The sequence below is a fragment of the Salinicola socius genome (genome assembly GCF_001937195.1).
Classification (GTDB): domain Bacteria; phylum Pseudomonadota; class Gammaproteobacteria; order Pseudomonadales; family Halomonadaceae; genus Salinicola; species Salinicola socius.
This window is the reverse complement of record NZ_MSDO01000005.1, coordinates 149,414-174,152: the sequence shown is the minus strand read 5'-3', so window position 1 is coordinate 174,152 and position 24,739 is coordinate 149,414. Positions and strand designations below refer to the sequence as shown.

The window sequence follows — 24,739 nt, the reverse complement described above, 5'->3', positions numbered from 1 at the left end:
AACCACAACGCCTATGCCCATGGTGGTTTCACGCCTGTCGCTGTATCTGGCGCTGCCGATTCTGGCGTTCGCCATCTGGCCGAGCGACGAGCCGGATCAGCGTTGGGTATTGATGCTGCTGCTGGGCGTGCTGTGGCTGGGTCAGCTTGCGGCCCTTCACCACTGCCTCAAGGTCAGCCGCTGGCTGTTGATCCCCACCGGGATACTGACCCTGACGATCATCGCCAGCTTCTTGATCGGCGAGGATTGGCTGAGCGTCGATGCCTGGCAGCGCTGGCTCGATATGCTCCCCGGCAACTGGGAACTGTTCCGCAGCCGCCCTCCCATCCTCGCCCTGTGCATGGTCTTCGGGCTGATCCTCAATGTCCTGCTGCTGTCGCGCCTGGGCCTTGGCTCGCCGATCCTGCTGCTGCTGGTCGCCATGGGCGGTGCCTGGCTCAGCTACCGCTCGCTGACCCCGCCCCCCCAGTATGCCTCCAGCATGAACGGCGTCCCGCTACCGATCCTGGCCGCATTGTGGCTCTTCTGGGTCGCGCACTGCGTGGCACTCTACCCGACGCTACGCTGCTACTGGCGGCGAATCCTGCCGCCCCTCATGGTCGGCGGGTTGATTGCGCTGCTGGCCATGATCAGCTGGCAGGAGCAGCGCCAGACCGACAATCGGCGTCTCTACGAGATCGCTGCCAGCGAAGGCAGCAATATCGCCACGCTGATGGCCACGGAAACCTCGTCTCACCTCGAGGCGATGCGCAGGTTTACCAGCTTCTGGAACATGCTGGGGCACGTCCCCACCCGTTCGGAGTGGGAACAGCAGGCCAAGACCTATCACGACGACTTCGGCTACTTTCGCAACATCGCCTTCATCGATCTCGATGGCACCGTGATCCGTGTCTATCCGCTGCGTGGCAACCAGTCAGTGCTTGGCGTCAACCTCTATGACAGTGACCCCCAGAGCCGCGACGCGCTGGATCGGCCGCTGGTCTACGGCATCGAAGGTCAGACCGGTATCGTCGATTTCATCCAGGGCGGAAGGGGTGTCATCAGCTATCTGCCGGTGCGTGACGTCGTCGACGGCACGCTCCTGGGCGCCGTGGGGATGGTGGTCAGCGTGGACAACCTGCTCAATTCGCTGCTTGCGCAGACGGACAATCAGGATCGAGCCGTCACCCTCAGCGGCGCCGGTCAGCTCTACTTCCACTATGGTCCGGTGGGCGATCTTGCCGACTGGCGCTATCAGCAGACGGTCGCCCTGGGCACCGACCGAATGACCCTGAGCGTGAAGCCCTCTTTCCACTGGCTGCAGGCAATGCGGGCCAGACTGCCGGAAATCACGCTGGTCTTCGGCATTTTCCTGGCCTATCTGCTGCACATGGTGCTCTACATCTACCGGCGCCTTTCGAATCAGCACCATCTCGCCAATCAGGCGAATGCTTCGCTGCGCGAGGAAATCAAGGAGCGCGAACGGCTCCAGCAGGAAATCGAGTGGATCGCCAGACACGACGAACTGACCCAACTGCCGAATCGTCGTGAGCTGCTGCGCTGGATGGACGCCTATCGCGATCCGTTGCCAATGGCGTTATTGATCTGCGATCTCGATCATTTCAAGAGCGTCAACGACCACTTCGGTCACCTGGAAGGCGACCGCTATCTCCGGACGATCGCAAAGTCCTGTCGCCTGCCGGTCGAGCGAGCGGGCGGCATGTTCGCTCGCTACGGTGGCGAAGAGTTCGTGGCATGCCTGCCCCATTGCGATCGGCAGACGGCCGGAGAGATCGCCGAGACGCTGCGTCGAGCCGTTGCCGAAAGTGGACTGATCCGGCCCGATGACGAACCGGTCACGCTGAGCATCGGAGTCAGCATCGCCGACACGCTTCCGCTGCACCGCGACCGGATCTTCCAGGCTGCCGACGATTCGCTGTACCGCGCAAAACAGGGCGGGCGCAACCGGGTGGTTCTCGCCGAGGCAATCTGAACCTGCCCCATCTGAACGGCACGACCGTTTCGCTCGAAGATTTTTCCCACTTATCCCCGGGATTCCGCTGACGAATCGCCCTGACGACGTTCCCGGAAGAACTGCTGGAGAAGCCGCCTGGCGGGCGCGGCGAGCACGCCACCCTCGATCTCGACGCGGTGATTGAACCACGGCTGAGCAAAAAGGTTGGCGCGGGATTCGACCATTCCGCCCTTGGGTTCGGCGGTGGCATAGACGACCCGCCGAACGCGAGCGTGAATGATCGCCCCCGTGCACATCAGGCACGGTTCGAGCGTGACGAATAGCGAACAGTCATCCAGCCGATAGTTGCCCAGCGTCTGCGCCGCGCTGCGCAACGCCTGCACTTCGGCGTGGGCGGTAGGATCCTGGCCGCTGACCGGGCAATTGTAACCGGCACCGATCACTGCACCGGCGGCGTCGACCACGACCGCGCCGACCGGCACCTCACCACTCTCGAACGCCCGTTGCGCCTGCTCGAGCGCGCGGTGCATGTAGAATTCGTCGCTACGTATCATGATCGTCCCGTATTGCGGCATCCGGCGTCGCGCCGAGTCGCCGTCGGGCAGGATATACTCGCGGCAAGTCTGATTCGAAAAGCCTGATTCGAAAAGTCTGATTCGAAAAGCCTTCACTGACGCGCATCAAGGATACCCGAATGACACAAGCGCTGAACGACCTCATCCAGCTTCTTGGCCTGGAAGCGCTGGAAGAGAACCTATTCCGCGGCCAGAGCCAGGATCTGGGACTGCCGCAGCTGTTCGGAGGCCAGGCCCTGGGGCAGTCCGCCGCCGCCGCGACCCGCACGGTGCCCGAGGATCGCTATCTGCACTCGCTGCACGGCTACTTTTTGCGCCCCGGCGATGCACGACTACCGGTGATCTACTCCGTCGATCGCGTTCGCGATGGCGGCAGCTTCACCACGCGGCGGGTCACGGCGATCCAGAAAGGCAAGCCGATCTTCTTCTGCAGCGCCTCTTTCCAGGGGCCTGAACACGGTCTGAGCCACCAACCCATGGCGCCCGAGGTGCCGTCGCCGGAAGCACTGCTGGCGGAGGGCAAGGCGGTCCACCAACGGTTTCGCGGCCACCCCGTCGAATTCATCACGGTCGAGGAGCGCCATGACTGTCCGCCCTCGCGAATGATCTGGTTTCGCATGGGCGGCGGGACTATACAGAACAAGGGCATGCCGGCGGACCCGGCCCTGCACCGCTACCTGCTCGCCTACAGCTCCGACTTCAACTTGCTGCTGACCTCGCTCCTGGCCCACGACGTGGAGTTCGGCGATCCGCGTCTGCGCATCGCCAGCCTGGATCACGCGTTGTGGATCCATCAGGACCCGAAGATCGACGAGTGGCTGCTGTACGTGATGGAGAGCCCTTGGGCGGGCGGCGCACGCGGTTTCGCCCGCGGCAGCTTCTATGATCGCGAAGGCCGCCTGATCGCATCGACGGCGCAGGAAGGCTTGGTGAGGGTTCAGCCCTGAGCCTCGAAATCATCGGCTCTCTACCCGAAACGGAATATAACGCAAATACACCACTGGCTTGGACTGGAGACACACCCTGGCGCAGATCACTGACTGTCGCCAGCGATGCTTCGTTTTGAGGAGTAACTGTACCGTCTGCCTGGCTTTCACGAGCCGTTGCCACGCGAGCCCGGTAAAAAGTCACGGGCAGCAGGCCCTATTTATCACTACGGGGCAAGATCAATGAGTTCGTGTAAGCCGTACCCAAATTGCCGCCGTCCAATAGTCCCGGACCCATAAGGAGACGTCGAATATAGAGGGGGACAACATCCAAGCCCCATTTATTCGTTCATCCAGGCCACAGTTCATGCACAATGCCCTATCCTTTCTCGAAGCGCAGCTCGTCTTTAAAGTCCATCGCCCATAGCGGAATGACAAGCACGATAGCAATGACCATAAACGCAGGGGTCGGGTCTCCAGCGACATCCAGAGCCAGTCCCAACCATGAACCCAGCATAAAACAAACCGAAGAAAGTGTGTGGGATAAGCCAAGTGCGCTGGCAAACTGCTCACCAGAGTACCTTTTTTGCCGCGCAGTCACATTCACAACGTATATCCAGCTAGCAAAAACCGAGCTCACAAAAAAATAAGCTGATGACAGCATGATAAATACCAATTTTTCGCAGAAGGAAAAATAACCTGACAACGCCAGGACAAAGGCCATGAGATTGAGCACCAACAAAACAAAAAGACAAACAGCAACATTAGTCGAAAACTTATAATCTCTGATAGACCTTCTGCCCAGCCACGGCCCGAACACCGTCCCAACCCCACCAACCATAATAAAAAAGGCAATCGCCTCACCTGTGTTCTCAAAGTGTTGAGATATCCATATCACCAGATACATACTCGTCAAACCGGACGTTAACGACATCGTAGGAACCAACAATGCGGCACCAGGAGCATAGCTAAGCAGCTCCGTGCGGAAGGGTGTTCGAGAACTGCCCTTATCTAAAGACTCACTATCCACCTGGAGCTCAACGAAACCAGAACATCTCAACGATGCCAGTCTGAAGAAAAGACCTACCGCAGAGAAAACAGCATTTGCTAAAATCAAAAGCAAGATAGAAGACTCTACAATCAAGCTTCCTAGAGGCTTTGCCACTATTGACGAAACAGCAGGAACCAACATAAGCACAGTGGCGTTGAAATTGAGCGCAGCAGTTTCCGACACTCTGGATATACTTTCGGCATACATCTCTTCCGCCAAATCGACTAGCGTTGGAAGAAACGATACGGACAATATGTATACCGGCAAAACCAGCACAGGGTTAACAGGGACCAACCAAATCATCAAAATTGCCACTACCGAAAAAACAATGTCGACAACTTCACAGAGTAGCAATATATTACCTGCTCCAAATCTTGCCAGGTACTTGGCAACAAAAACACTCGATGAGTCTAGCAGGCGTGTAAGAGTAGAATATACTGGCACCCAGGCTAGCGGCAAAAAACCCAATGCAATCATGGAAGGCAGACTACCTTCAACAAGCATCGTTCCAAAAAAAGATGAAAGAAACCCCAGCAACATCAAATTGCTAGAGTTTTCAAAGCACGAAAAATAGTTGTTACCGACATGCCATCACCCATTGGCGAGCGGTGTCATTTAAGCCATAACTAGGTATTCGTAGACTGTCCATCCAAAGAACAAGGTCTTTGGTAGCTGCAGAACCACCAATTATTTCAACAGGAAAACAGGCTCTTGCACCCAGATTTTCTCACTGCCTTTTTACCTACGAATTTCATGCCAAAATAACTTATTCTCTTGATTTTCATTGCCTTGAGCGGCGCGCACAAAAATGCGTGCCAGATATCTCTTCATTTTTGTGCTCGCGCGCGATCCGCTGCACTTGCTCAGTGCAAAACTATTGTTGTAGCGCGTCGACTGATGACGACGCCCAGGCAAGACCGATAGGGTTCGATTGGCAGCTCGTTTTTAGTGAGCTGGCATGGCTAGCATTCTTGCCAGCATGGACTCGAGATGGTCACGCTTGGGGCGCCGTACCTGCGAACCCTCTCCTACGCCAGAGCGATGCCGCTCGTCTGATATCGTGAAGGCGGGTTGTGCCGAAGATATATAAAGGTGTGTCATCCTGAAGACAACGACCCACCGAAGCCGGCGAGATCTTCAGTAATCTGTCGAGCGAAAACCGCCAGCGACATCGTTGCTGGCGGTTTTCATTCAAAGCGCTTAGCTCTCCTTGATCGACGCCATGTCGATCACGAAGCGATACTTCACGTCACCCTTCTGCATGCGCTCCCAGGCTTCGTTGATCTGATCGATGCTGATCATCTCGACGTCGCAGGTAATGCCATTCTCGGCACAGAAATCGAGCACTTCCTGGGTTTCCGGCATGCCGCCGATCAGCGAACCCGCCAGCACGCGGCGACGGAATACCAGGTTGGCGCCGGAAACCGCCGGGTCGAGCGGCTCGAGCAGGCCGACCAGAATATGGGTGCCATCCGGCTTCAGGGCATTGAGATACGGGTTGATGTCGTGCTGCACCGGTACCGTATCGAGCATGAAGTCGAACGTCTCGGTGATTGCGCCCATCTCGTCTTCGCTGGTCGAGATCACCACGTGATCGGCGCCCTGCTGCTTGGCCTCGGCCTTCTTGGATTCGGAACGGGTGAACAGCGTGACCTCGGCACCCAGTGCCTTGGCCAGCTTGACGCCCATATGACCCAGACCGCCCATGCCGATGATGCCGACCTTGTCGCCAGGCTTGACGCCGTAGTGCTTCAGCGGCGAATAGGTGGTGATACCGGCGCACAGGATCGGCGCGGCGGATTTGAGATCGATACCGTCGGGCATGCGCACGACGAAGCGCTCGCTGACCACGACCTTGTCGGAATAGCCGCCCTGGGTCAGCGTGCCGTCATGCTTGTCGGGGCTACCGTAGGTCATCACGAAGCCTTCGGCACAGTAGTTCTCGAGGCCATCGTTGCAGGCCTTGCACTGGCGGCACGAGTCGACCATGCAGCCGACGCCGACCAGATCCCCGACCTGGTACTGGGACACCTGGTCGCCGACGGACGTCACGCGACCGACAATTTCGTGGCCCGGTACGACCGGATAAGAGGCCATGCCCCAATCATCTCGGGCGAAGTGCAGATCGCTATGGCAGACGCCGCAGTAGAGAATGTCGATGGAGACGTCGTCCGGGCGCGGGGCGCGGCGCTCGAATTCCCAGGCTTCCAGCGGCGAAGTGGCGGAATGTGCGGCGTAACCCTTGGCGGGTGTTTTGGTAGCTTGTGCCATGATTCTGGCTCCCCATAACGATGGGTGAATGAACGGGATCGTGCGCACAGTGTGGTCGACAACTGGCCTGGTAGCCATGCCGTTTCCTCTGCAACATCTGCTCGATCCTCCTGAACCCGGCAGACTGCTACCCCTGGCGGGCCGGACTCATGCACAATACGCTGACCTTGATTATCATCGTCAGTGCGAGGTCGCCATGCTGGATCGTCTTCCCGAACCCTCTCGTCTGGATCGCGCGCCCCGGGACGCCGCAATCGGACCATCGCCCATGTGCGACGCCCGGGCGTCGCGGCTGGCGCGCACGCTGGCTCCGCTGGCCACGACCGACGGCTTTTCCGATACGGCCATCGACGGCGTCAAGCTGATCGCCTCGGGATGCAGCCATCCGCGGACGCCACTGATCTACGAGCCGGGGCTGTTCGTGATCGCGCAGGGAGACAAGATCGGCTATCTGGGGGATCGAGTGATTCACTATGGCCCCGGCAACTACCTCGTGCAGGCGATGCCGCTGCCGTTCGAGTGCGAGACGCTCGCCGATCCCGATACCCCGCTGCTGGGTCTATCCATCGGCGTGGATCCATTGACCCTGAGCGAGCTGGTGCACCATCTACCTGCGCCCGCCAGAGCCGAGCGCGGCAGTCCGGAACCCATGGCGGCAGTGGCACTCGATGCGCCCATGGCAGAAGCGGTGCAGCGCCTGGCCGACTGCCTGCAGGACGAGTATTCCAGTCGCGCGCTGGGCGAGGGGCGGGTGCGCGAGGTGCTGTTTGCCGCACTCAACGGGCCGCAGGGTCACTCGCTACGCCAGCTCGTCCAGCAGCACGGACACTACGCCCGCATCGCCGAATCGCTGAACTACCTTCACCGCCATTTCGCCCTGCCCTTGACGGTGGAAACGCTCGCCGAACGCGCCAACATGAGCGCCTCGCACTTTCATCATCATTTCAAGCGAGTGACCCAGCTTTCACCGGTGCAGTACCTCAAACGCCTGCGGCTGCTCCGGGCCCGGGTTCTGCTGGGTCAGCAGCGCGTCAACGTCGCGCGTGCCGCCGCCGACGTCGGCTATCGCAGCACCTCGCAGTTCAGTCGCGAGTACAAGCGCTATTTCGGCGTCAGCCCGTCGCGGGGCTAGGCACAAGGCGAATTCCGGCACTAGCCGAAAAGCCCCATCAGCCCACGTATCAGGTAATAGGCACCGACGACCGTGACGATCCAGCGCGTCCAGTAGCGGAACCCGTCATCCGTCAGTCGCGACAGCACCAGATTGCCGGTACGCGTGCCCAGGAAGGCGAAGGGAATCGCCAGCGCCACCCAACCCCACTCGCCGCTGTCCATGGCCATGGCTGCCTGCCAGTAGAAGAGGATCTTGAGGCTGTGCGCGATCACCTGAATGGTGGCCTTGGTGGCGACCACGGTGCGCCGGTCGAGCTGGGTGCGGATGAATCCGATGTCGATGGTCGGACCGGAAACCCCGACGGCGATGGTCAGGCCGCCGGAGACGAGGCCACACATGACGGCATGTCCGGGCCGCGAGACATCGAAGTGGAACCAGCGCTTGGGAATCCACACCATCACTGGCATCAACCCCAGCACGATCAGCACCACCGTCTCGCTGGGCGAATAGCGCACCAGTGTCAGCAGCGCCGCCGCGATCAATACCCCGCAGGCGATCATGCCGACGATTCGCCACTCGATGAATCGTCGCGATAACCAGGCCCGCGAGGCGTTGGCGGTGAGCTGGATCACCCCGTGTACCGCGATCGCCGTGGCCGCCGGCAGCCAGGCCAGCAGAAAGCCCAGCAGCACCAATCCGCCGGCCATGCCGAACACGCCGGACAGCACCGACGTCGAGAACACCACGGCCAGAAACAGCAACGCAACGGGGAACGCCATACGGGTTCTATACTCCAATGACGGGCCTCGGCGGCCCATGAAAAGATTCACGTCCGATGATGAATCCGCCAGGCTGACAGGCGTGCCATGCTCATCGGCACTTCACACACCGGAACAGGGAACGCTCCCGATGCGTCGTTCTGAATTGAAGCCCAATCCTCTTTTCCTGGCCGCGGCGCTACTGACGCTGGCCGGTTCCGCCAGTGCCTCCAGCGATGCCGCATGGCAAGAGCACGACCGTGCGGTCATCGAACAGTGCCAGCAGGCCAGCCAGTTTCCGGACGCCGCGCCGGCGGGCGACCCCGTGCTGTTCGACGATGAGGCGGGGATGACGGCACTGCTGATCCAGGGTCACTATCCACAGAAACAGATGAACGGTCAGGCCGGGCAGGAACTCTGCCTGTTCCTGCGCAGCAGTCAGGAGGTCTTCATTGCCGACGCCGACAAGCTGGCAATCGGCTCCGATGCCCTACCCAGTACCCCGACAGACGCCATCAGTGACGATGCCGAGTCCAAAGAGAGCGACCAGCCCCCCTCGGCGCCGAGTGGCGATACGCCCTGATCAGCCCCCGAGAGGCTCTGCCGGCGTCGACAACACCCGCTGATAGAACGCCAGATCGAGCCAACGATCGAACTTGTAGGCGGCCTGACTAACGGTTCCCGCATGGCGGAAGCCCAGCTGTTGATGCAGCGCGATACTCGCTGCATTGGAGGCGTCGATGCCGCCGATCAGGGTGTGATACTGCTGGGCCTCGGCGCGCTCGATCAGCGCCTTCATCAGCCGGCGGGCGACGCCGCGCTGGCGGAAATCCCGATCCACGTAGACCGAGTGCTCGACGCTGTAGCGATAGGCGGCGTGGGGACGGAACGGGCCGTAGCTGGCGAAGCCCATCAATCGGCCGCTGGCGTCGTCGAGCATGCCGATGACCGGCAAATCGCCATCGCGTTTGGCCTGAAACCAGCCCTCGACGAACGCCGCGGTCCGCGGCTGATATTCGTAGAGCGCTGTCGTGTTGAGAATGGCATCGTTGAAGATCGCCAGCACGGCATCACCGTGGCGGTCGAACTCGCATTCGATCAGGGTCAAGGGTTCGATTCTCGTCGTCGGGTCGGTGTTCGCCGTGCAGTTCAATAGAGCGCATTGGCCTTGAGTTCGGCCAGCGCGTGATCGCCGGCATCTTCGAGAACCAGAGACTGACCCTCGATCGAATAGTGCGCCGTCTCCGACAGCGTCGCCAGCCAAGCCTGTTCGAGCGCCGCCACCTCACCCGGGCACGCCATGCGAGTCGAGGCAAGCTGGGAGAAGGTCAGCGTATCGTCCTGCAGGGTATAACTGCCCATCAGTCGATTGCAGCCGGTCGAACCAGTCACACGCCCCTGGGCGTCGAGAACCAGATGCGCTTCACGCATATTGTCCGCGACGGTTACCGGTTTGCCGTCGAGCGTCATCAACTTCCAGTAGGTACCGACCAGCGCCTCGCTGGCGGCCCGAGTGTCGCTGTCGGCCCGAGTGTCGGGAACGGTATTGGCATCGCTGGCGCCAGGATTCGTGGTACAGCCGGAAACGGCCACGCCGGCGGCCAGAGCGGCAGCGACGGTCAGCAGAGAAAAACGTGTCAGCACGGTGGCGTCCTCTTGTGTAAGCGGATGAAAAGCGCCTCTCGGCGGGCAATCACGCCGGCAATGCGGATTGCCCGACGGGCGTCGATGGATGCGCTAGGCACTGTCTGAAAACTGCCTGCGCTCGCCCATACGGCGTTAAAAATCGGCTGGTGCGCCAGCCCGGTCAAGATGCTCATTGACACCGCGTAAACGGGTACGCCAGCCCGGTCCGTCTTCATCGATTCTTGCCTTGGCTACGCGCCCCGGTCTTGCCGTCGCTCGTCGACTTTTCAGACAGCGCCTAGTGGCGTTCGATCATCGCGGTCAGATCGTCCGAAATCATCGGCAGCGTCTCCCGCCAGGAGAGGTACGGCGTCGACCCGGTGCCGTTGACGAGTACCGCAAAACTGCCCCAGCGACCACTCTCGGTTCGAAAATAACCAGCAATGGCCCGCACGGTCACCGGCTCGTTGAGCGTACCCGTCTTGAGCATCACGTGATCCTGGAACGTCTGGCTACCGCGCCGGATGAAGTGCATCGGCCCGTTGGTGGGAACCTGCATGCCCGCCACGAAAGTGGGAAACAGCGATGCGCGTCCATACATGGCACCGAGCAGCGCATTGACGCTTTGCGCGGAAACGCGGTTTTCCGGGGTCAGGCCACTGCCGCTGCGCAGCGTGACCGCGCCATGCCCTGGCAGACCGGCGGCGAAGCGCTCCAGCGCCCGGCCGGCATCCGGCAGATTCTGCTGGGTGCCGGCGGTCAGATCCAGCGCCAGCGTATCGGCCATGAAATTGTTGGAGTAGTTGAGCGTGCGCAGCAGCAGCTCCTGCAGCGGCTTGCCCTCCACCGCCGCCAGCGACTGCGCAGAAGGCGGCGGCGCCTGACGACTGATCGCGTAGCCACCGCTGATCGGAATGCCAGCCTGACGCAGCAACGACAGCAGCGTCTGGCCAGTCTGATCGGCAGGGTCCGAGCTCGCCTTGTAGACCGGACGCGGATAGCTGCCGGCGGGGATCTGACCGCTGACGCGCAGCGTATCGCCCTGACTATCGGTGATCCGCTTGGCATCGAGACTGGCCGAACCCCCTGCCGCCACCGTGGTCACGTCGTTCTCGATGCGAATGGTCGGCGCCACCGTGTCGCAACTGGTAATGCGTGCCGGCTGACCGACCACGCCCGGCATCACCGTAGCGCACCAGCTGCCGTAGTTGATCGCGGCGGAAGAGAGTAGCGAGGCGTAGGCGTTGGTGCCTTCCGTCTGCGTCTGGCAGCGATCGGTGGTGGCACAGGCCACCGGCCCGAAGCGCCACTGGCTGACAACCAGTTGGCCGTCGACGCTGGAAACGCCGAGCTCCCGCAGCTTCTGGATCAGGCGCCAGAGTTCTTCCGAAGTCAGCGCGGGATCTCCGCCGCCTTCGAGCACCAGATCGCCGTGCAGCACGCCGTTGGCATCGAGCGAACCGGTGGACACGAAACGCGTGGTAAAGCGATGCTGCGGGCCCCATCGATCCAGCGAGGCGGCAGCGGTGTAAAGCTTGGTGACCGAAGCTGGCGACAATGCCTGGGCCGGATTGATGGCACCCAGCACTTCGCCGCTATCGAGCAGTTGCGCCTGGGCGCTGACCACGAAACCTTTGTCGGCCAGCCGGCCGACATGGTCGAACCCGGCCGCTTGCACAGCGATGGAGACAACGGAAAGGGATAACGCACCGACAAACAGAGAACTCCGACCTAGCCATCGCCGCATAATGGGGTGCTCGCTCCAAAGAAAAATGGGGGCCTATCTGATCCAGAGCGTACCAACTAACGGCCCCCGGAAGCGATGGCTGGTGCCATGTTAAAGTACCAGAAGACAAAAGCGCGAAAAGATGACAGCGCTACCGGACGTCAGTGCGACGAGAGTCGAGAGAAGATCTGGATGACGGCGACGCCGGCGATGATCAGCGCCATTCCCAGATAGGCGGGCAGATCCGGTCTCTCGCCATAGACCACGATCCCGATCAGCGTCACCAGCACGATACCGAGACCCGCCCAGATCGCGTAGGTGATGCCGATGGGCAGCGATTTGAGCACCAGCGACAGCGCATAGAACGAGAAACCGTATCCCGCCACCACGATGATGCTCGGCAACAGCCGTGAAAAGCCGGCGGAGGCCTTCAGCGAACTGGTCGCCACCACTTCGGCGATGATCGCCAGGGCGAGCAGAAGATAGCTCATGAGATCGGCATCCTGAATCGGCTGGTAACGATGGCTGGGAGCTCGACACGATAGCACCACAGCGCCTGGCCACTCTCGAAGTACTTCTGTTCGAACGGCGTCAGAAAAGTCTGCTCGCGCGGCGTCGTGGATGCCCCCCCCGGTACGAAGGGCGCGATCTCGCCATCGACGCCACAGAGCGTTTTCACCCCCAGCGCGAACTCCTGCACGTAGATCTCCCAGTTGGAGCGCAATTCGAGCGTACCACCGAGGGCGAGTATCGCCGGGAAGACCGGATGACCCTGCCAGCGCTTCTTGAGCTGCGTGCTCTTGGGGTAAGGATTGGGATAGAGCAGATAATGCCGCGCCGGTCGCCAGTCGGCGTCTCTCGCCAGACGCCAGAAGTCGACCAGATCGGCGCGTACCAGCAGCGCGTTGTCCGGCAGCGCGCCGTGATCACGGGACAGCCGCTGCTCGCTACGATCCACCCCGATCACGGCATGGTCCGGATGGTGCTCGGCCAGTCGACGCGTGGAAAGGCCGACTCCACAGCCGGCATCCAGAATCAGCGGCCGATCCTGAGCCGCCAGCCAGCGGGCCGCCCCGTCGAAGGCATCACGCGTGTGCTCGGCGGGTGGGCGCTGCCACTCGCTGTCGCGGGCACGCTGAACGCGGCGGACCAGATCCTGATGCGGCCCCTGCTGACTGGAGATGATGGCGCGCGAAGACGCTTGCATGACAAGTCCCGTTGAATGATGAATACCACTAAATGATGAATACCGTTTACGGGCTGATGACAGTCGCGCACTCTAGACAGTCGCGCATTCTAGACAGTCGCCCATTCTAACAGCGACGGTGCCGTCGTTCTCGCGGCCACTGCCACGATATTCCCGCAGCGACCCGGCCGGCCTCGTCGCAGCCATTGCAGCGGTAGACGCAGAAGGAGCGCAAAGGAATCGGGCACCAACCTATCCATTGGCGCGGCATGACGGCGCACGCGCGCAGGTGTATCATCCCTGCCCACATTCAGCCAATCCTGGCAATACGGCCTTCGATGGCTTGCACGATGACGGTTTTTCACTGGTTCAGGGCTGTTTTCCAATGGCTCCGCCGCCGATAGCGCCAGCCTCGGCCGGGAATGCCCTTTCATCGCCGTTTCGTCATCCCCATGCCAATCGTTTACCGATTGCCCCCAATATTCACGAGGGACGTGGCTTGTCACATTTACCGGTCATCGTCGGCATGGGCGGCGTCAACGCCGCGGGTAGAACCTCCGGGCACCAAGCCTACCGCCGTACGATTTTCGACGCTCTGCCATCGGCCGAACAGACTCAGACACTCGTCGCACTGGCAGCCATGATGCAACTGGTCACCTCGGACGAGAGCGGCCAGTGGCAAAGCGCCGATGGCGAAACACTGAGCGAGCAGGCGGTCGCCAGCCGCTACCGCGAGCATATTCTCAAGCACACGCTGATCCGGCGCATCGAGGACGACGCCTTCCAGGAAGCCGGTATTCCCGGCAACCGCGAAGTTCGGATGACGCTCGGCGAACCGCTGCGCTTCACCACCTCTCGACGCCAGCTGCCACAGCCCCTGCCCGGGGGCTGGGAAGTTCGCGAGCTCGACAAGCAGACGGTCGAGGTCAACGTTCCCGCCGGCACGCTCGATGCGCTGCTGCCCGAACGGCGCCAGGCCCTGGTGCGTGCTGCCGGTCGACTGCCGCAAGGTTTCGCGCCCGATACCTTCTATCGGAGCGTTCATCACCCCCGCGGCCTGTCGATGGCGATCTTCGGGGTCAGCGACTGTCTCGGTCAGAGCGGACTCGACTGGGAGTCACTGCGCGATCGAGTGGATCCCGACGCTATCGCCGTCTATGCCGGCAACTCCATCGGCCAGCTCGACGACGCAGGCTGGGGCGGCATGCTCAAGAGCTTCGTCACCGGCCAGCGCACGACCTCCAAGCAGATGCCGCTGGGCTATGGCCAGATGCCGGCGGACTTCCTCAACGCCTATGTGCTGGGAAGCGTCGGAGGAACGGGGGCGATCCAGGGCGCCTGTGCCACCTTCCTCTACAACCTGCGTCTGGGCATCGACGACATCCGCCAGGGTCGCCGGCGCGTGGTCATGGTCGGTACCAGCGACGCGCCGGTGACGCCGGAGATCATCGAAGGCTTCCGCGCCATGAGCGCACTGGCCGACGATCAGAGCCTGATGGCGCTGGATGCCCTCGAGCTGCTGACCGATGAGGACTATCAGCGCGCCTGCCGCCCGTTCGCGCGCAACTGCGGTTTCACCATCGCCGAAGCCTCGCAGTTCATCCTGCTGATGGATGACTCGCTGGTGCTCGAGACCGGCGCGCAGATTCTCGGCGCCGTGCCGGAGGTCAACGTCAACGCCGATGGCTGGAAGCGCTCGATCTCCGCCCCCGGCATCGGCAACTACCTGACGCTGGGCAAGTCCGTCGCGCTGGCCACCTCGATTCTCGGCGAGCAGAGCGTACGTCATCGCAGCTATCTTCATGCCCATGGCACCAGCACGCCGAAGAACCGCACGACCGAGTCGCATATCTTCGATCAGGTCGCTCGGGCCAACGGCATCGAGAACTGGCCGGTCGCCGCGATCAAGGCGTTCATCGGCCACTCCCAAGGCAGCGCCGCCGGCGATCAGATCGCCAGCGCCCTGGGCACCTTTGCTCACGGCTGGGTGCCGGGCATTCCGACACTCGATGCGGTCGCCGACGATGTACATGCCGAGCGGCTGCGCTTCTTCCAGCAACCGCTTGCGCTCGAGACCGACTGCAGCTTCATCAATGCCAAGGGCTTTGGCGGCAACAACGCCACCGGACTGCTGCTGTCGCCGCAGGTGACCGAGCGTCTGCTGGCCAAGCGCCACGGCCAGCGTGCGCTCGACGACTGGCGCCATCGTCGCGAACAGACGCTCGCCGCGGCGGCACGCTATGAAGCTGCCGCCGATGCCGGCCGGTTCGAGGTCATCTATCGCTTCGGCGAGGGCGTTCTGGAAGGGCCGGAGCTGGAAGTCGGCCGCGATTCGATCCGCATCCCCGGTTACGCCAACCCGGTGTCACTGAAGGTCGACAATCCTTTCGGTACACTGGACTGAATTCGAGCACGGAGTGCTTTGAATGCACAATATCGTCGTCTACCCCGGTACCTTCGATCCGATCACCAATGGTCATCGCGATCTGATTCACCGGGCCGCGCGGATCTTCGACAAGGTCGTGATCGCCGTCGCACAGAGCCCTCGCAAGCAGCCGACGCTGTCGCTCGAGGAGCGCGAGGCACTGGCCCGAGAGGTCGTTGCCGAATGGACCAACGTCGAGGTGATCGGCTTCAGTGGCTTGCTCACCGAGCTGCTGGTCCAGCAGCGGGCACGCATCATTCTGCGCGGGCTGCGGGCGGTATCGGACTTCGAGTACGAGATGCAGCTGGCCAACATGAATCGCGCCCAGGCGCCGGACGTCGAGACCCTGTTTCTGACGCCGGAGATCGAGAACTCCTATATCTCCTCGACGATCGTGCGCGAGATCGCGCGCCTCGGCGGGGACGTTTCCCAACATGTATCGCCATGCGTGGCCGAGGCCCTGCGGCGGCGATTCGCGGCAGACGGCGACCGTCCGTCAGGAGGACATTGATATGGCTCTGATGATTACCGATGAATGCATCAACTGCGATGTCTGCGAGCCGGAATGTCCCAACGATGCGATTTCGCCCGGCGAAGAGATCTACGTCATCGACCCAAGCCGCTGCACCGAATGCGTCGGCCACTTCGACGAGCCGCAGTGCCAGCAGGTGTGTCCGGTGGACTGTATACCGCTCGACCCGGAGCGCGAAGAGAGCAAGGATCAGTTGATGGAGAAGTACAGGATCATCACGGCGGCTTGATATTTCACCTGGGATGTCAAGACATTGGATCCCCACCTTCTCCGGCGGCGCTCGTCCTTATGCCGTACAGCTTCCTCGCGCAGTGGCGATAACCGCCCATTCATCTATCTGATATCTGACGGTCTAGCGCCTGAACAGATGAATGCGCCAAACAGAATGATGAGAGGCAAATAGCGCCGTGGGCCGCACCGACACGTTTTCGCCTGAACCCGGAAACCACACCAGGCGCTACACCACCGGGCATATCTGGAAGCTGGCCTGGCCGATCATTCTCTCCAATATCACCGTGCCACTGCTCGGCCTGGTGGATACGGCCGTCGTCGGCCACCTGCCGGATTCGCGCTACCTGGCCGCGGTGACGCTGGGCGCGACGCTGTTCAGCTTTCTCTACTGGGGCTTCGGCTTCCTGCGCATGGGTACCACCGGGCTGACCTCCCAGGCCGTTGGACGTGAGGACGACAGCGGCGTGAGACTGCTGCTGGCCCAGTCGCTGGTCATGGCGGCAGTGATCGGACTGGCGCTGATCGTGTTGTCAAAACCGCTGATCGATATCGGCCTGTGGCTGCTCGATGGCAGCGAAGCGGCGATGTCGCTCGCCGCCAGCTACGCGCATATCCGGATCTTCTCGGCGCCGGCCGTCCTCGCCAACTACGCCATTCTGGGCTGGTTCATCGGGCAGCAGAAGACTCGGATCACACTGGCGATTTTGCTGCTCACCAACGGCGTCAATATCGTGCTCGACCTGCTGTTCGTGGTTGGCTTCGGCCTGTCCAGCGATGGCGTGGCCTGGGCATCGCTGATTGCCGACTACAGCGCGCTGGCCTTCGGCCTGTGGCGGGTCGCCGTCCACTGCCGCGAGCTGGGCGGGTCGCTGTCACGCGAGGCGCTGTGGGTGTGGGAGCGCTATTCGGCGCTGATCCGTGTCAATCAGCACCTGTTCGTGCGGACGTTGGGGCTGCTGTTCGCCCAGGCGTTCTTCATCGCCCAGGGTGCCAACTTTGGCGATACCGTGCTCGCCGCCAATGCGGTGTTGCTGCAGTTCATCATGCTCACCTCCTTTGCCCTGGACGGCTTCGCCAACGCCGCCGAGGCCCTCACCGGACGTTCCGTCGGCCGACGCGACTGGGACGACTTCGGCGACGCCGTGCGTGCCGCCGGCAAGCTGTCGCTGCTGGTGGCCGGCGTTTCGATGCTGCTGTTCGCGGTCGCCGGCGACGGTCTGATCTCGCTGCTCACCGATCTGCCGGAAGTCCGCGCCACCGCCGCCGACTATCTGCCGTGGATGATCGCGATGCCGGCATTGGCGGTCTGGAGCTACCTGCTCGACGGCGTCTTCATCGGCGCGACCGAAAGCCGCGCCATGCGCGACACCATCTGGCTGGCAATCGCCTGCTATCTGCCGATGTGGTGGCTGACCCAGAGCTACGATAACCATGGCTTGTGGTTCTCGTTCCTGTTTTTCACGCTGGTGCGCTCGGCCTCGTTGGGCGCGTACTACCTCCGGTATCGCCGCAGCAAGTGGTCTTCGGCCGCGGCTCGTTGATTCGGCGCGTCAATCGGATGGCGATACTCGACCAAGGTTGACTGATGGGGTCGCGATGGATGGGGTAGCCTGCCGCTAATCTCTCCCTGACACGAGTCTCCACCATGCTGCAGCGCGTCTCCCGTCCGGCGGTCAAGCTGGTCGAGCGCTATCTGCCCGACCCCTATATCTTCGTGCTGTTGCTGACACTCATCGCCGCGTTGGCCGCGATGCTGTTCGAACAGCGCTCCCCGCTGGCGGTGATGCAGTACTGGGGCGACGGCTTCTGGGGTCTGCTGTCGTTCTCGATGCAGATGCTGCTGGTACTGGTCACCGGCTTCATGCTCGCCAGCTCGCCGCCGATCAAGCGGATGCTGGACAGGCTCGCCGCCACCGCCAGAACGCCTGCTCGCGCGATCATTCTGGTGACGCTGGTTTCGCTCGCCGCCAGCTGGATCAACTGGGGCTTCGGTCTGGTCGTCGGAGCACTGTTCGCCAAGGCGCTGGCCCGCCAGGTGCGGGTGGACTATCGCCTGCTGATCGCCAGTGCCTATTCCGGCTTCGTAGTCTGGCACGGCGGTCTGGCCGGTTCGATTCCGTTGACCATCGCCACGCCGGGCCATTTCAGCGAGGATCAGATCGGAATCATTCCCACCTCTCAGACGATCTTCGCCGGCTACAACCTGATCATCCTCGTTGCGCTGTTCATCATCATGCCGCTGGTCAACCGCTGGATGCTGCCGCCGGAAGACGAGAGCGTCTTCGTCAGTCGCGAGCAGCTCGCCGAGCCCGCGAGCCTGGATCCGAACGCCGTCACGCGTCCGGCGGACCGGCTCGAGAACAGTACGCTGCTGTCGATGCTGGTGGGTATCCCGGGGCTGCTCTATCTGGTGCACTACTTCGTGTTCGCCGGCGGTGGGCTCAACCTCAACAGCGTCAATTTCCTGTTCCTGTCGCTCGCCATCGTCCTCCACCGCACGCCGCGCAGTCTGCTCGCGAGCCTCAACGAGGCGATCCGGGGCGGGGCCGGCATCGTCATCCAGTTCCCGTTCTACGCCGGGATCATGGGCATCATGATGCAGTCCGGTCTGGCGCAGTCGCTCTCCGAGGTGTTCGTCGCCATCGCCAACGCCGATACCCTGCCGTTCTGGTCATTCATCAGTGCCGGCGTGGTCAATCTGTTCATCCCTTCCGGCGGCGGCCAGTGGGCGGTGCAGGCCCCGGTCATGCTGCCGGCCGCCGAAGCGCTCGGTGCCGATGTCGCGCGCGTCGCCATGGGCGTTGCCTGGGGCGATGCCTGGACCAATCTGCTGCAACCGTTCTGGGCGCTGCCGGTGCTCGCCATCGCCGGCCTCAACGCCAAGGACATCATGGGCTTCTGTCTGATCCAGCTGGTGGTGACGGGCGTGGTGATCGGGCTGGGGCTGACCCTGTTCTAGTGTGGTGTCTCACAAATACCATCCAATAATATCGGTCCCTGGCGCCGCCATGCGGCGTTGCTCGTCGTTGCCATAGACCCCACTATGACGCCTCCTCGCGCCTTGCCTGGCAACGCCATGCACCCGATATTTCTTCGCGTTACTTGCGAGACGCCACACTAGCTTCGGTACGATAACGTCCTCCCGTGGCCTGGCGGACGCCGCCCGGGGGCTGATCGATGAGCCGATCGATGGGCAGTCGTGGTGAAACGTGTTACATCTGGCGCACAATAACGTCTTGCATCCATTCCGAGGACACCGTGACGCCAGATGACCTGCCTCGACAGCACGAGCTGTCGATGACCGTACTCATGACCCCCGACATGGCCAACTTCAGCGGCAAGGTGCATGGCGGGGCCATTCTCAAGAAGCTCGACGAAGTCGCCTACGCCTGTGCCAGCCGCTACGCCGGGAGCTACGTGGTAACGCTGTCCGTCGATCAGGTGCTGTTCAAGCAGCCGATCCATGTCGGCGAGCTGGTCACTTTCCTGGCGATGATCAATCACGTCGGTCGCTCGTCGATGGAGGTCGGCATCAAGGTGCTGGCCGAATCGATCCAGGAGCGGGTAATACGCCACACCAACAGTTGCTACCTGACCATGGTCGCCGTCGACAGTGAAGGCAATCCGGTTCCCGTACCGGCGCTGGATCTGAAGACCCCGCTGCAGAAGCTGCGCTTCGAAAAGGCGGCGTTGCGCAAGAAGTTGCGCAAGCAGGAAGCCGAGGAGGAGCGCAGCGCCGTGGCCGCTCATCTCAAGGCCTATCCGGCCGGTCATTGAAACCGTCCCCCTCGCAAGGTACTCGCCAATCAAGCCGCTTATACGGACAAGGACGTTCGATGTCTGAAACCGACCCTCGTCAACCTCGTGCCACAAGACGGCTCAGCCCGTTCGGCGAGCGGCTGCTGCTGATCTGGGATCTCGCCGTCGTCGTATTGGTGGCGATCAACCTGATGCTGCTGCTGTTCGACAGCCTGTATCTGATCCCGCCGCTCAACGCTGCTTTCGATGCCGTAGCGCCGGGTCTTCACGATGCCTACGCCGAGAACATCCGGGCCAATTTCTTCGAGATCGATCTCTGTTTCGTCGCCATCTTCATTCTCGACGTGCTGCTGGGATGGATAATCGCCATCGCCCAACGACGCTACGCCCGCTGGTTTTTCTATCCGTTCGTGCACTGGTATGACGTGCTCGGCTGCATTCCGCTGGCCGGGTTCCGCCTGCTACGTATCCTGCGCGTCGTCTCGCTGCTGATACGTCTACAGCGCCTGGGCGTGATCGATGTCACCGGCTGGCGTCTCTACCGCTTCTATCGCACTTACTACGGCGTGCTGATGGAAGAGATTTCCGATCGCGTCGCGCTCAATCTGCTTGGCGACATGCAAAACGAAATCCGCGACAGCGAGCATCTGGCCCAGCGTATTTCGACCGAGGTGATCCAGCCGCGCAAGGCGGCGCTGGTCGAGGAGATCGCAGCCCGCCTGGAGCGCACGATCAACAAGGGCTATGCCGAAAATCATCAGCAGGTTCATCGTTACGTCGCCGCCCTGGTCGCCAGAACGGTGGAGGAGAACGACGAGCTACGCCGTCTGCGCCGGCTGCCCATGGGCGATGCCGTAGCCGAGAGTATCGAGCGCAGTCTCAGCGATATCGCCAGTCGTGTCGTCCACGAGGCGATCGACGGCCTGCGCTCACCGCATTTCCATTCGATGTTGACCGACCTCGTGGGCAGCGGCATCGACGCCTGGCTGCACGTCGACGACAAGGCGGATCGAGTCACCCAGCAGGTGCTGATCGACATGCTGGAACTGCTCAAGGAGCAGGTCGCGGTCAAGCGCTGGAAGAGCGAATTCAGCGCACCGCAGACCGTCAATGATCATCGCCCCGGCCGCGATGCATCGGTCTGATCGAGACAGAACGGTGTGACCGATACAGAACGGTCCGCTCGAGACAGATCAGCCCGACCGGGTGTCTCGGTCGTCGCCTCTGCGACCGAGCATCCGGTGCAACGTGCCATCCCTCAGTCGGAAGTGGTGGAACATCGCCATGCAGACGTGACCGACGATCATGAACGTCAGTAGCCAGGCAAAGGTGCCGTGAAGCTTGCCGAAGCCAGCGGCCCAGGGCGCATCCGCGCCCTCGAACCAGGCGGTGCCGAATACGTGGACGCCGTAACCCATTCCCCAGGTCATCAGCGCACCTGACAGCGGCATCAATATCAGCAGGGCATACATGGCGACGTGCCCGGCAATGGCCAGGCGCTGCAGCTTCCCTTCATGGGCGGGCCGCCGCGACAGCTGCGACAGTGCCCACAGCGTGCGTATCGCCATCACGGTCAGGACACTGACCCCGATCGTCGTGTGCCAGGGCAGAATCAACTGGCTGAAGACGTTGTTCTTCCAGATAAAACCGAGAAACACGCTGGCCAGCTGTGCGATGACCAGCAAGGCGATCAGCCAGTGCAGCGCTCGCGTGACCGACCCATAACGTCGCGGGGAATCCTTCAGCATCATTTTCTCTCTCTGAACGGCGTGGACGCGACGGCGTCAGCCGAGGATCCGCAGCACGGTGTAGGGCGCTTCGCAGGCTTCCCGTTCGTCGCGCTCGTCGATCCGACCCAAGGTCATGTCACGGTCATTGTCGTAAGCCACGAACAACCGCGCGTTATCGAGCACGGCCAGGCCCTCGGCCTTGTGCTCGAACTCCAGCACCTCGCCGTGGACGTCTTCGACGATCGACGGACTGCCGCCCTCGATCAGTTCGGCCAGCGGCATCGACCACAGATAGCCACCGGTCTGCTCGCCATGCGCATCCTCGACCTCGAAACTGGCCATCAGATAGAGACGATCGTTGTGGGGGTCGTATTCGAGACTCGACAGGCCGCAGATGTGACGGACACCGGCATATTCGGAGGGCTCGAAGCGATAGCGCTCGCAGAGTTCATCGACGAACTCGAGGTTACCGTCGGCCGTCATGCGATAGTGAACGCCCACCACTCGCGCCACATAGTCGAAATCATCATAGCTCCGACCCTGCTCGCGTACCCCGAACAGCAGCAGGCCGTCGCTCTCGCGGTCCAGATCGGGACGCGCCGGAACCGCCGCCAGTCCTTCGATCTTGTAATAGGGCAACCCAATGGCGTCATCGAGCTTGCGACGCAGCTCCAGTGACCCCTCCACGCCGTCGCGGGGGTCGGGATCCACGACCTGCACGCGGTCCGGCTCGCCCACCGGCCAGATCAGCAGGTGATTGTAGGCGTTGAGCGCATGACTCTCGTCGTCGATACGGTCGAAGCCGGTGGTCGCCAGGATGTAGCGACCGTCCACGGTCAGGGCGAAGTCCTCGTATTTGACCGCCCGCCGGATGGTCTCAGCCGTCAGGTACTCGAGGCTCTCCGGATCGGGCAGGCCATCGACCAGATCGAAGGCGAACGCCGCGGAACGCTGCTCGCCAGGGATCGGCTTGTCGCTGGCCAGGATCAGACGCGATCCGTCGAAGACCACTGCCGACACCTCGACGTTGACCAGCGAACCATTGTCGTACTTCAGCCCGGGCGGGAAGCAGTTAAGCGTGCCCTCGGTGATGACCTCGGTGCGTAGCATGGGGAAACTCCTGATCGACTCTTGCGGGCGCTCTGCAGGCCGATGGGGCCTGCCGGCTGCCGCGATGGCGTGGCATTGAAACAGACGGTATTGAAACAGACGCTATTGAAACAGATGAGGCTCAAACGGATAGACCTGAGACAGATAGACCTGAGACAGATGAAACTCGAACAGATGAAACTCAAACAGAAAGAGCCGGTGGTCAGCCGGCCCTCTTCGCATGTCCCAGCCTGCCTCCCCTCGTTCAGCCGCAGGAAATGTCCGTGATCTTGCGCTGATCATCGACCTTGATGTTGAGCCGCTCCGAGCGATAATCCATCGTGTAGGCTTGGCCGGGTTCGATCACTCGAATGTCGGCGGCGCGCGAACGATCCGCGATTCGTGCCCGCACATCGTCGTCCAGCATCGTGCCGACCAGACTGCCTACGGTCTGCGCGCCGCAGGCGTCCGCGGGAACCGGCTTGACGTCAGGGGGCCGGGGCGCCTCGTCGGGCTTGGGGGCGGTACTGCAACCGGCCAGTAGAAAGCCGCTCACGATCAACGCCGCGCCGGTAATCTTCATGTCCTACTCCTTTCTGTCTTGGTGTCCTATTCCTGATCGAATGGACTTCGGATCGCTCAATCCTAGCAGCTAGCGGGCGGCTCGGCATCGGCTGGTCGACCGGGCGCACTACCGCTAGACTCAAGCCTTGGCCTGGACAGGTTCGTCCCCCGGCCGTCGACAACAGCCGTCCCGGACGGACGACCGATAATCATCGAGTCTTCAGGCTCCTCACACGAGCCTTCACGCTCACCGATCGCAAAGGAACGCCGCCATGCGCCCGTCGCTCTCCACTCGTCTCATCACCTCCGTCGCCGCCGCCGCGATCATCGCCAGCGTCGGCTTGAGCCAAGCCCTGGCGCAGGACGATCAGCAACCGATTCGCGTTGCATCCAAGATCGATACCGAAGGCTCCCTGCTCGGCAACATGATCGTCGACGTGCTGGAGAACGCCGATCTGCCGGTCGACAGCCGTCTGCAGCTAGGCCCGACCAATATCGTGCGCCAGGCGCTGGTGGCCGGCGACATCGATCTCTACCCCGAATACACCGGCAACGGCGCATTCTTCACCGATACCACCGACGATCCGGCGTGGAAAGACGAGCAGGCGGGATACGACAAGATCAAGGCCGCCGACAGCAAAGCACACCAGTTGGCATGGCTGACGCCGGCGCCCGCCAACAACACCTGGGCCATCGCCCTGCGCCAGGACGTGGCCGATGACAACGACCTTTCCACCATGGCCGACTTCGGTCAGTGGGTCGGCGACGGTGGCGAGATCAAGCTGGCCGCCTCGGCGGAATTCGTCGAGAGCGACGCCGCTCTGCCGAGCTTCCAGCGCGCCTATGACTTCACGCTCAGCGAAGACCAGCTACTGGTTCTCTCCGGCGGCAACACGGCTGCCACCATTCGCGCTGCCGCCGAAGGCACCAGCGGTACCAACGCGGCGATGGTCTACGGCACCGATGGCGCGATTGCCGCCGCCAGTCTCAAGGTGATGGACGATCCCCAGGGCGTGCAGATGGTCTACGAGCCCGCCCCGGTGGTGCGTCAGTCGGTGCTCGACGCTTATCCTCAAATCGAGGAACTGCTGAAGCCGGTGTTCGAATCGCTAGACCGGGAAACGTTGCAGCGATTGAACGGCAAGATTCAGGTCGACGGGCTACCGGCGGACCAGGTCGCGCATGACTATCTCGTCGAACAGGGTCTGCTGGACTGATTTCG

General features: G+C 61.9%; 24 protein-coding genes. 12 read left to right on the top strand and 12 right to left on the bottom strand.

The genetic code is table 11. The annotated features are described in order from the left end of the window. Positions 1 to 19 precede the first annotated feature (19 nt). Complete coding sequence (locus tag BTW07_RS06145; RefSeq protein WP_158025863.1) at positions 20 to 1,972, top strand: sensor domain-containing diguanylate cyclase; 1,953 nt, start codon at positions 20 to 22, stop codon at positions 1,970 to 1,972. A 50-nt stretch (positions 1,973 to 2,022) separates the two neighbouring features. Here BTW07_RS06145 and tadA read toward each other — a convergent pair whose 3' ends face one another. Further along, positions 2,023 to 2,505 (bottom strand): tRNA adenosine(34) deaminase TadA, encoded by a 483-nt coding sequence (gene tadA, locus BTW07_RS06140; RefSeq protein WP_075569315.1) that lies wholly within the window; start codon positions 2,503 to 2,505, stop codon positions 2,023 to 2,025. A 143-nt stretch (positions 2,506 to 2,648) separates the two neighbouring features. Between tadA and BTW07_RS06135 the strand changes: the two genes are divergently transcribed. Then, on the top strand, positions 2,649 to 3,476 hold the full coding sequence (locus BTW07_RS06135) for an acyl-CoA thioesterase (RefSeq protein WP_075569276.1): 828 nt from the start codon (positions 2,649 to 2,651) through the stop codon (positions 3,474 to 3,476). A gap of 358 nt (positions 3,477 to 3,834) precedes the next feature. Here the strand turns inward: BTW07_RS06135 and BTW07_RS06130 are convergent, their stop codons facing one another. Next, complete coding sequence (locus BTW07_RS06130) at positions 3,835 to 5,046, bottom strand: MFS transporter (protein WP_144076847.1); 1,212 nt, start codon at positions 5,044 to 5,046, stop codon at positions 3,835 to 3,837. A gap of 660 nt (positions 5,047 to 5,706) precedes the next feature. Then, the gene (locus BTW07_RS06125; protein WP_075569274.1) at positions 5,707 to 6,777 is read right to left on the bottom strand and encodes an NAD(P)-dependent alcohol dehydrogenase; all 1,071 of its coding nucleotides are present in this window, start codon (positions 6,775 to 6,777) and stop codon (positions 5,707 to 5,709) included. Positions 6,778 to 6,973: 196 nt separating this feature from the next. Here BTW07_RS06125 and BTW07_RS06120 point away from each other — a divergent pair, with 196 nt between their 5' ends. Continuing rightward, positions 6,974 to 7,909, top strand: coding sequence for an AraC family transcriptional regulator (locus tag BTW07_RS06120; protein WP_341864695.1), 936 nt, complete (start codon positions 6,974 to 6,976; stop codon positions 7,907 to 7,909). 20 nt (positions 7,910 to 7,929) lie between these two features. Here the strand turns inward: BTW07_RS06120 and BTW07_RS06115 are convergent, their stop codons facing one another. Beyond that, on the bottom strand, positions 7,930 to 8,670 hold the full coding sequence (locus BTW07_RS06115; protein ID WP_075569273.1) for a TSUP family transporter: 741 nt from the start codon (positions 8,668 to 8,670) through the stop codon (positions 7,930 to 7,932). A 130-nt stretch (positions 8,671 to 8,800) separates the two neighbouring features. Here BTW07_RS06115 and BTW07_RS06110 point away from each other — a divergent pair, with 130 nt between their 5' ends. Beyond that, complete coding sequence (locus tag BTW07_RS06110; RefSeq protein ID WP_075569272.1) at positions 8,801 to 9,232, top strand: hypothetical protein; 432 nt, start codon at positions 8,801 to 8,803, stop codon at positions 9,230 to 9,232. On the opposite strand, the gene BTW07_RS06105 is transcribed toward BTW07_RS06110, so the two are convergent. The 5 genes from BTW07_RS06105 to trmB all read right to left on the bottom strand — a co-directional run bounded on the left by BTW07_RS06105 (position 9,233) and on the right by trmB (position 13,208). Further along, on the bottom strand, positions 9,233 to 9,757 hold the full coding sequence (locus BTW07_RS06105) for a GNAT family N-acetyltransferase (RefSeq protein ID WP_075569271.1): 525 nt from the start codon (positions 9,755 to 9,757) through the stop codon (positions 9,233 to 9,235). A gap of 41 nt (positions 9,758 to 9,798) precedes the next feature. Next, positions 9,799 to 10,293 (bottom strand): META domain-containing protein, encoded by a 495-nt coding sequence (locus BTW07_RS20020; protein ID WP_083941577.1) that lies wholly within the window; start codon positions 10,291 to 10,293, stop codon positions 9,799 to 9,801. 280 nt (positions 10,294 to 10,573) lie between these two features. Beyond that, positions 10,574 to 12,022, bottom strand: coding sequence for a D-alanyl-D-alanine carboxypeptidase/D-alanyl-D-alanine endopeptidase (dacB, locus tag BTW07_RS06090; protein ID WP_075569269.1), 1,449 nt, complete (start codon positions 12,020 to 12,022; stop codon positions 10,574 to 10,576). A gap of 140 nt (positions 12,023 to 12,162) precedes the next feature. Next, the gene (locus tag BTW07_RS06085) at positions 12,163 to 12,492 is read right to left on the bottom strand and encodes a DMT family transporter (RefSeq protein WP_075569268.1); all 330 of its coding nucleotides are present in this window, start codon (positions 12,490 to 12,492) and stop codon (positions 12,163 to 12,165) included. Next, complete coding sequence (gene trmB / locus BTW07_RS06080) at positions 12,489 to 13,208, bottom strand: tRNA (guanine(46)-N(7))-methyltransferase TrmB (RefSeq protein WP_075569267.1); 720 nt, start codon at positions 13,206 to 13,208, stop codon at positions 12,489 to 12,491. The genes BTW07_RS06085 and trmB overlap by 4 nt, the downstream gene beginning before the upstream one ends. Before the next feature lie 505 nt (positions 13,209 to 13,713). Between trmB and BTW07_RS06075 the strand changes: the two genes are divergently transcribed. The 7 genes from BTW07_RS06075 to BTW07_RS06045 all read left to right on the top strand — a co-directional run bounded on the left by BTW07_RS06075 (position 13,714) and on the right by BTW07_RS06045 (position 21,279). Next, the gene (locus BTW07_RS06075) at positions 13,714 to 15,591 is read left to right on the top strand and encodes a beta-ketoacyl synthase (RefSeq protein WP_075569312.1); all 1,878 of its coding nucleotides are present in this window, start codon (positions 13,714 to 13,716) and stop codon (positions 15,589 to 15,591) included. A 22-nt stretch (positions 15,592 to 15,613) separates the two neighbouring features. Then, entirely contained in the window at positions 15,614 to 16,123 is a 510-nt protein-coding gene (gene coaD, locus BTW07_RS06070; RefSeq protein WP_075569266.1) for a pantetheine-phosphate adenylyltransferase, read from the top strand. A 1-nt stretch (position 16,124) separates the two neighbouring features. Further along, the gene (locus tag BTW07_RS06065) at positions 16,125 to 16,373 is read left to right on the top strand and encodes a YfhL family 4Fe-4S dicluster ferredoxin (RefSeq protein ID WP_075569265.1); all 249 of its coding nucleotides are present in this window, start codon (positions 16,125 to 16,127) and stop codon (positions 16,371 to 16,373) included. Positions 16,374 to 16,617: 244 nt separating this feature from the next. After that, on the top strand, positions 16,618 to 17,916 hold the full coding sequence (locus BTW07_RS06060; protein WP_075569311.1) for an MATE family efflux transporter: 1,299 nt from the start codon (positions 16,618 to 16,620) through the stop codon (positions 17,914 to 17,916). A 104-nt stretch (positions 17,917 to 18,020) separates the two neighbouring features. Continuing rightward, the gene (locus BTW07_RS06055) at positions 18,021 to 19,334 is read left to right on the top strand and encodes a short-chain fatty acid transporter (protein ID WP_075569264.1); all 1,314 of its coding nucleotides are present in this window, start codon (positions 18,021 to 18,023) and stop codon (positions 19,332 to 19,334) included. Between the two features lie 338 nt (positions 19,335 to 19,672). After that, entirely contained in the window at positions 19,673 to 20,152 is a 480-nt protein-coding gene (locus tag BTW07_RS06050; RefSeq protein WP_232823690.1) for an acyl-CoA thioesterase, read from the top strand. 59 nt (positions 20,153 to 20,211) lie between these two features. Next, positions 20,212 to 21,279 carry an ion transporter gene (locus tag BTW07_RS06045; protein ID WP_075569262.1) on the top strand — a complete coding sequence of 356 codons (1,068 nt, stop codon included), beginning with the start codon at positions 20,212 to 20,214 and terminating at the stop codon, positions 21,277 to 21,279. Positions 21,280 to 21,327: 48 nt separating this feature from the next. On the opposite strand, the gene BTW07_RS06040 is transcribed toward BTW07_RS06045, so the two are convergent. The 3 genes from BTW07_RS06040 to BTW07_RS06030 all read right to left on the bottom strand — a co-directional run bounded on the left by BTW07_RS06040 (position 21,328) and on the right by BTW07_RS06030 (position 23,536). Continuing rightward, positions 21,328 to 21,882, bottom strand: a complete 555-nt coding sequence (locus BTW07_RS06040; RefSeq protein ID WP_157958521.1) for a cytochrome b — start codon at positions 21,880 to 21,882, stop codon at positions 21,328 to 21,330. 36 nt (positions 21,883 to 21,918) lie between these two features. Then, positions 21,919 to 22,974, bottom strand: coding sequence for a hypothetical protein (locus BTW07_RS06035; RefSeq protein WP_075569261.1), 1,056 nt, complete (start codon positions 22,972 to 22,974; stop codon positions 21,919 to 21,921). Positions 22,975 to 23,218: 244 nt separating this feature from the next. Continuing rightward, a complete protein-coding gene (locus BTW07_RS06030) occupies positions 23,219 to 23,536 on the bottom strand; it encodes an I78 family peptidase inhibitor (protein ID WP_075569260.1) in 318 nt (105 codons plus the stop codon). Between the two features lie 253 nt (positions 23,537 to 23,789). On the opposite strand from BTW07_RS06030, the gene osmF reads away from it, so the two are divergent. Continuing rightward, complete coding sequence (gene osmF / locus BTW07_RS06025) at positions 23,790 to 24,734, top strand: glycine betaine ABC transporter substrate-binding protein OsmF (protein ID WP_075569259.1); 945 nt, start codon at positions 23,790 to 23,792, stop codon at positions 24,732 to 24,734. The last annotated feature ends 5 nt before the right edge of the window (positions 24,735 to 24,739 follow it).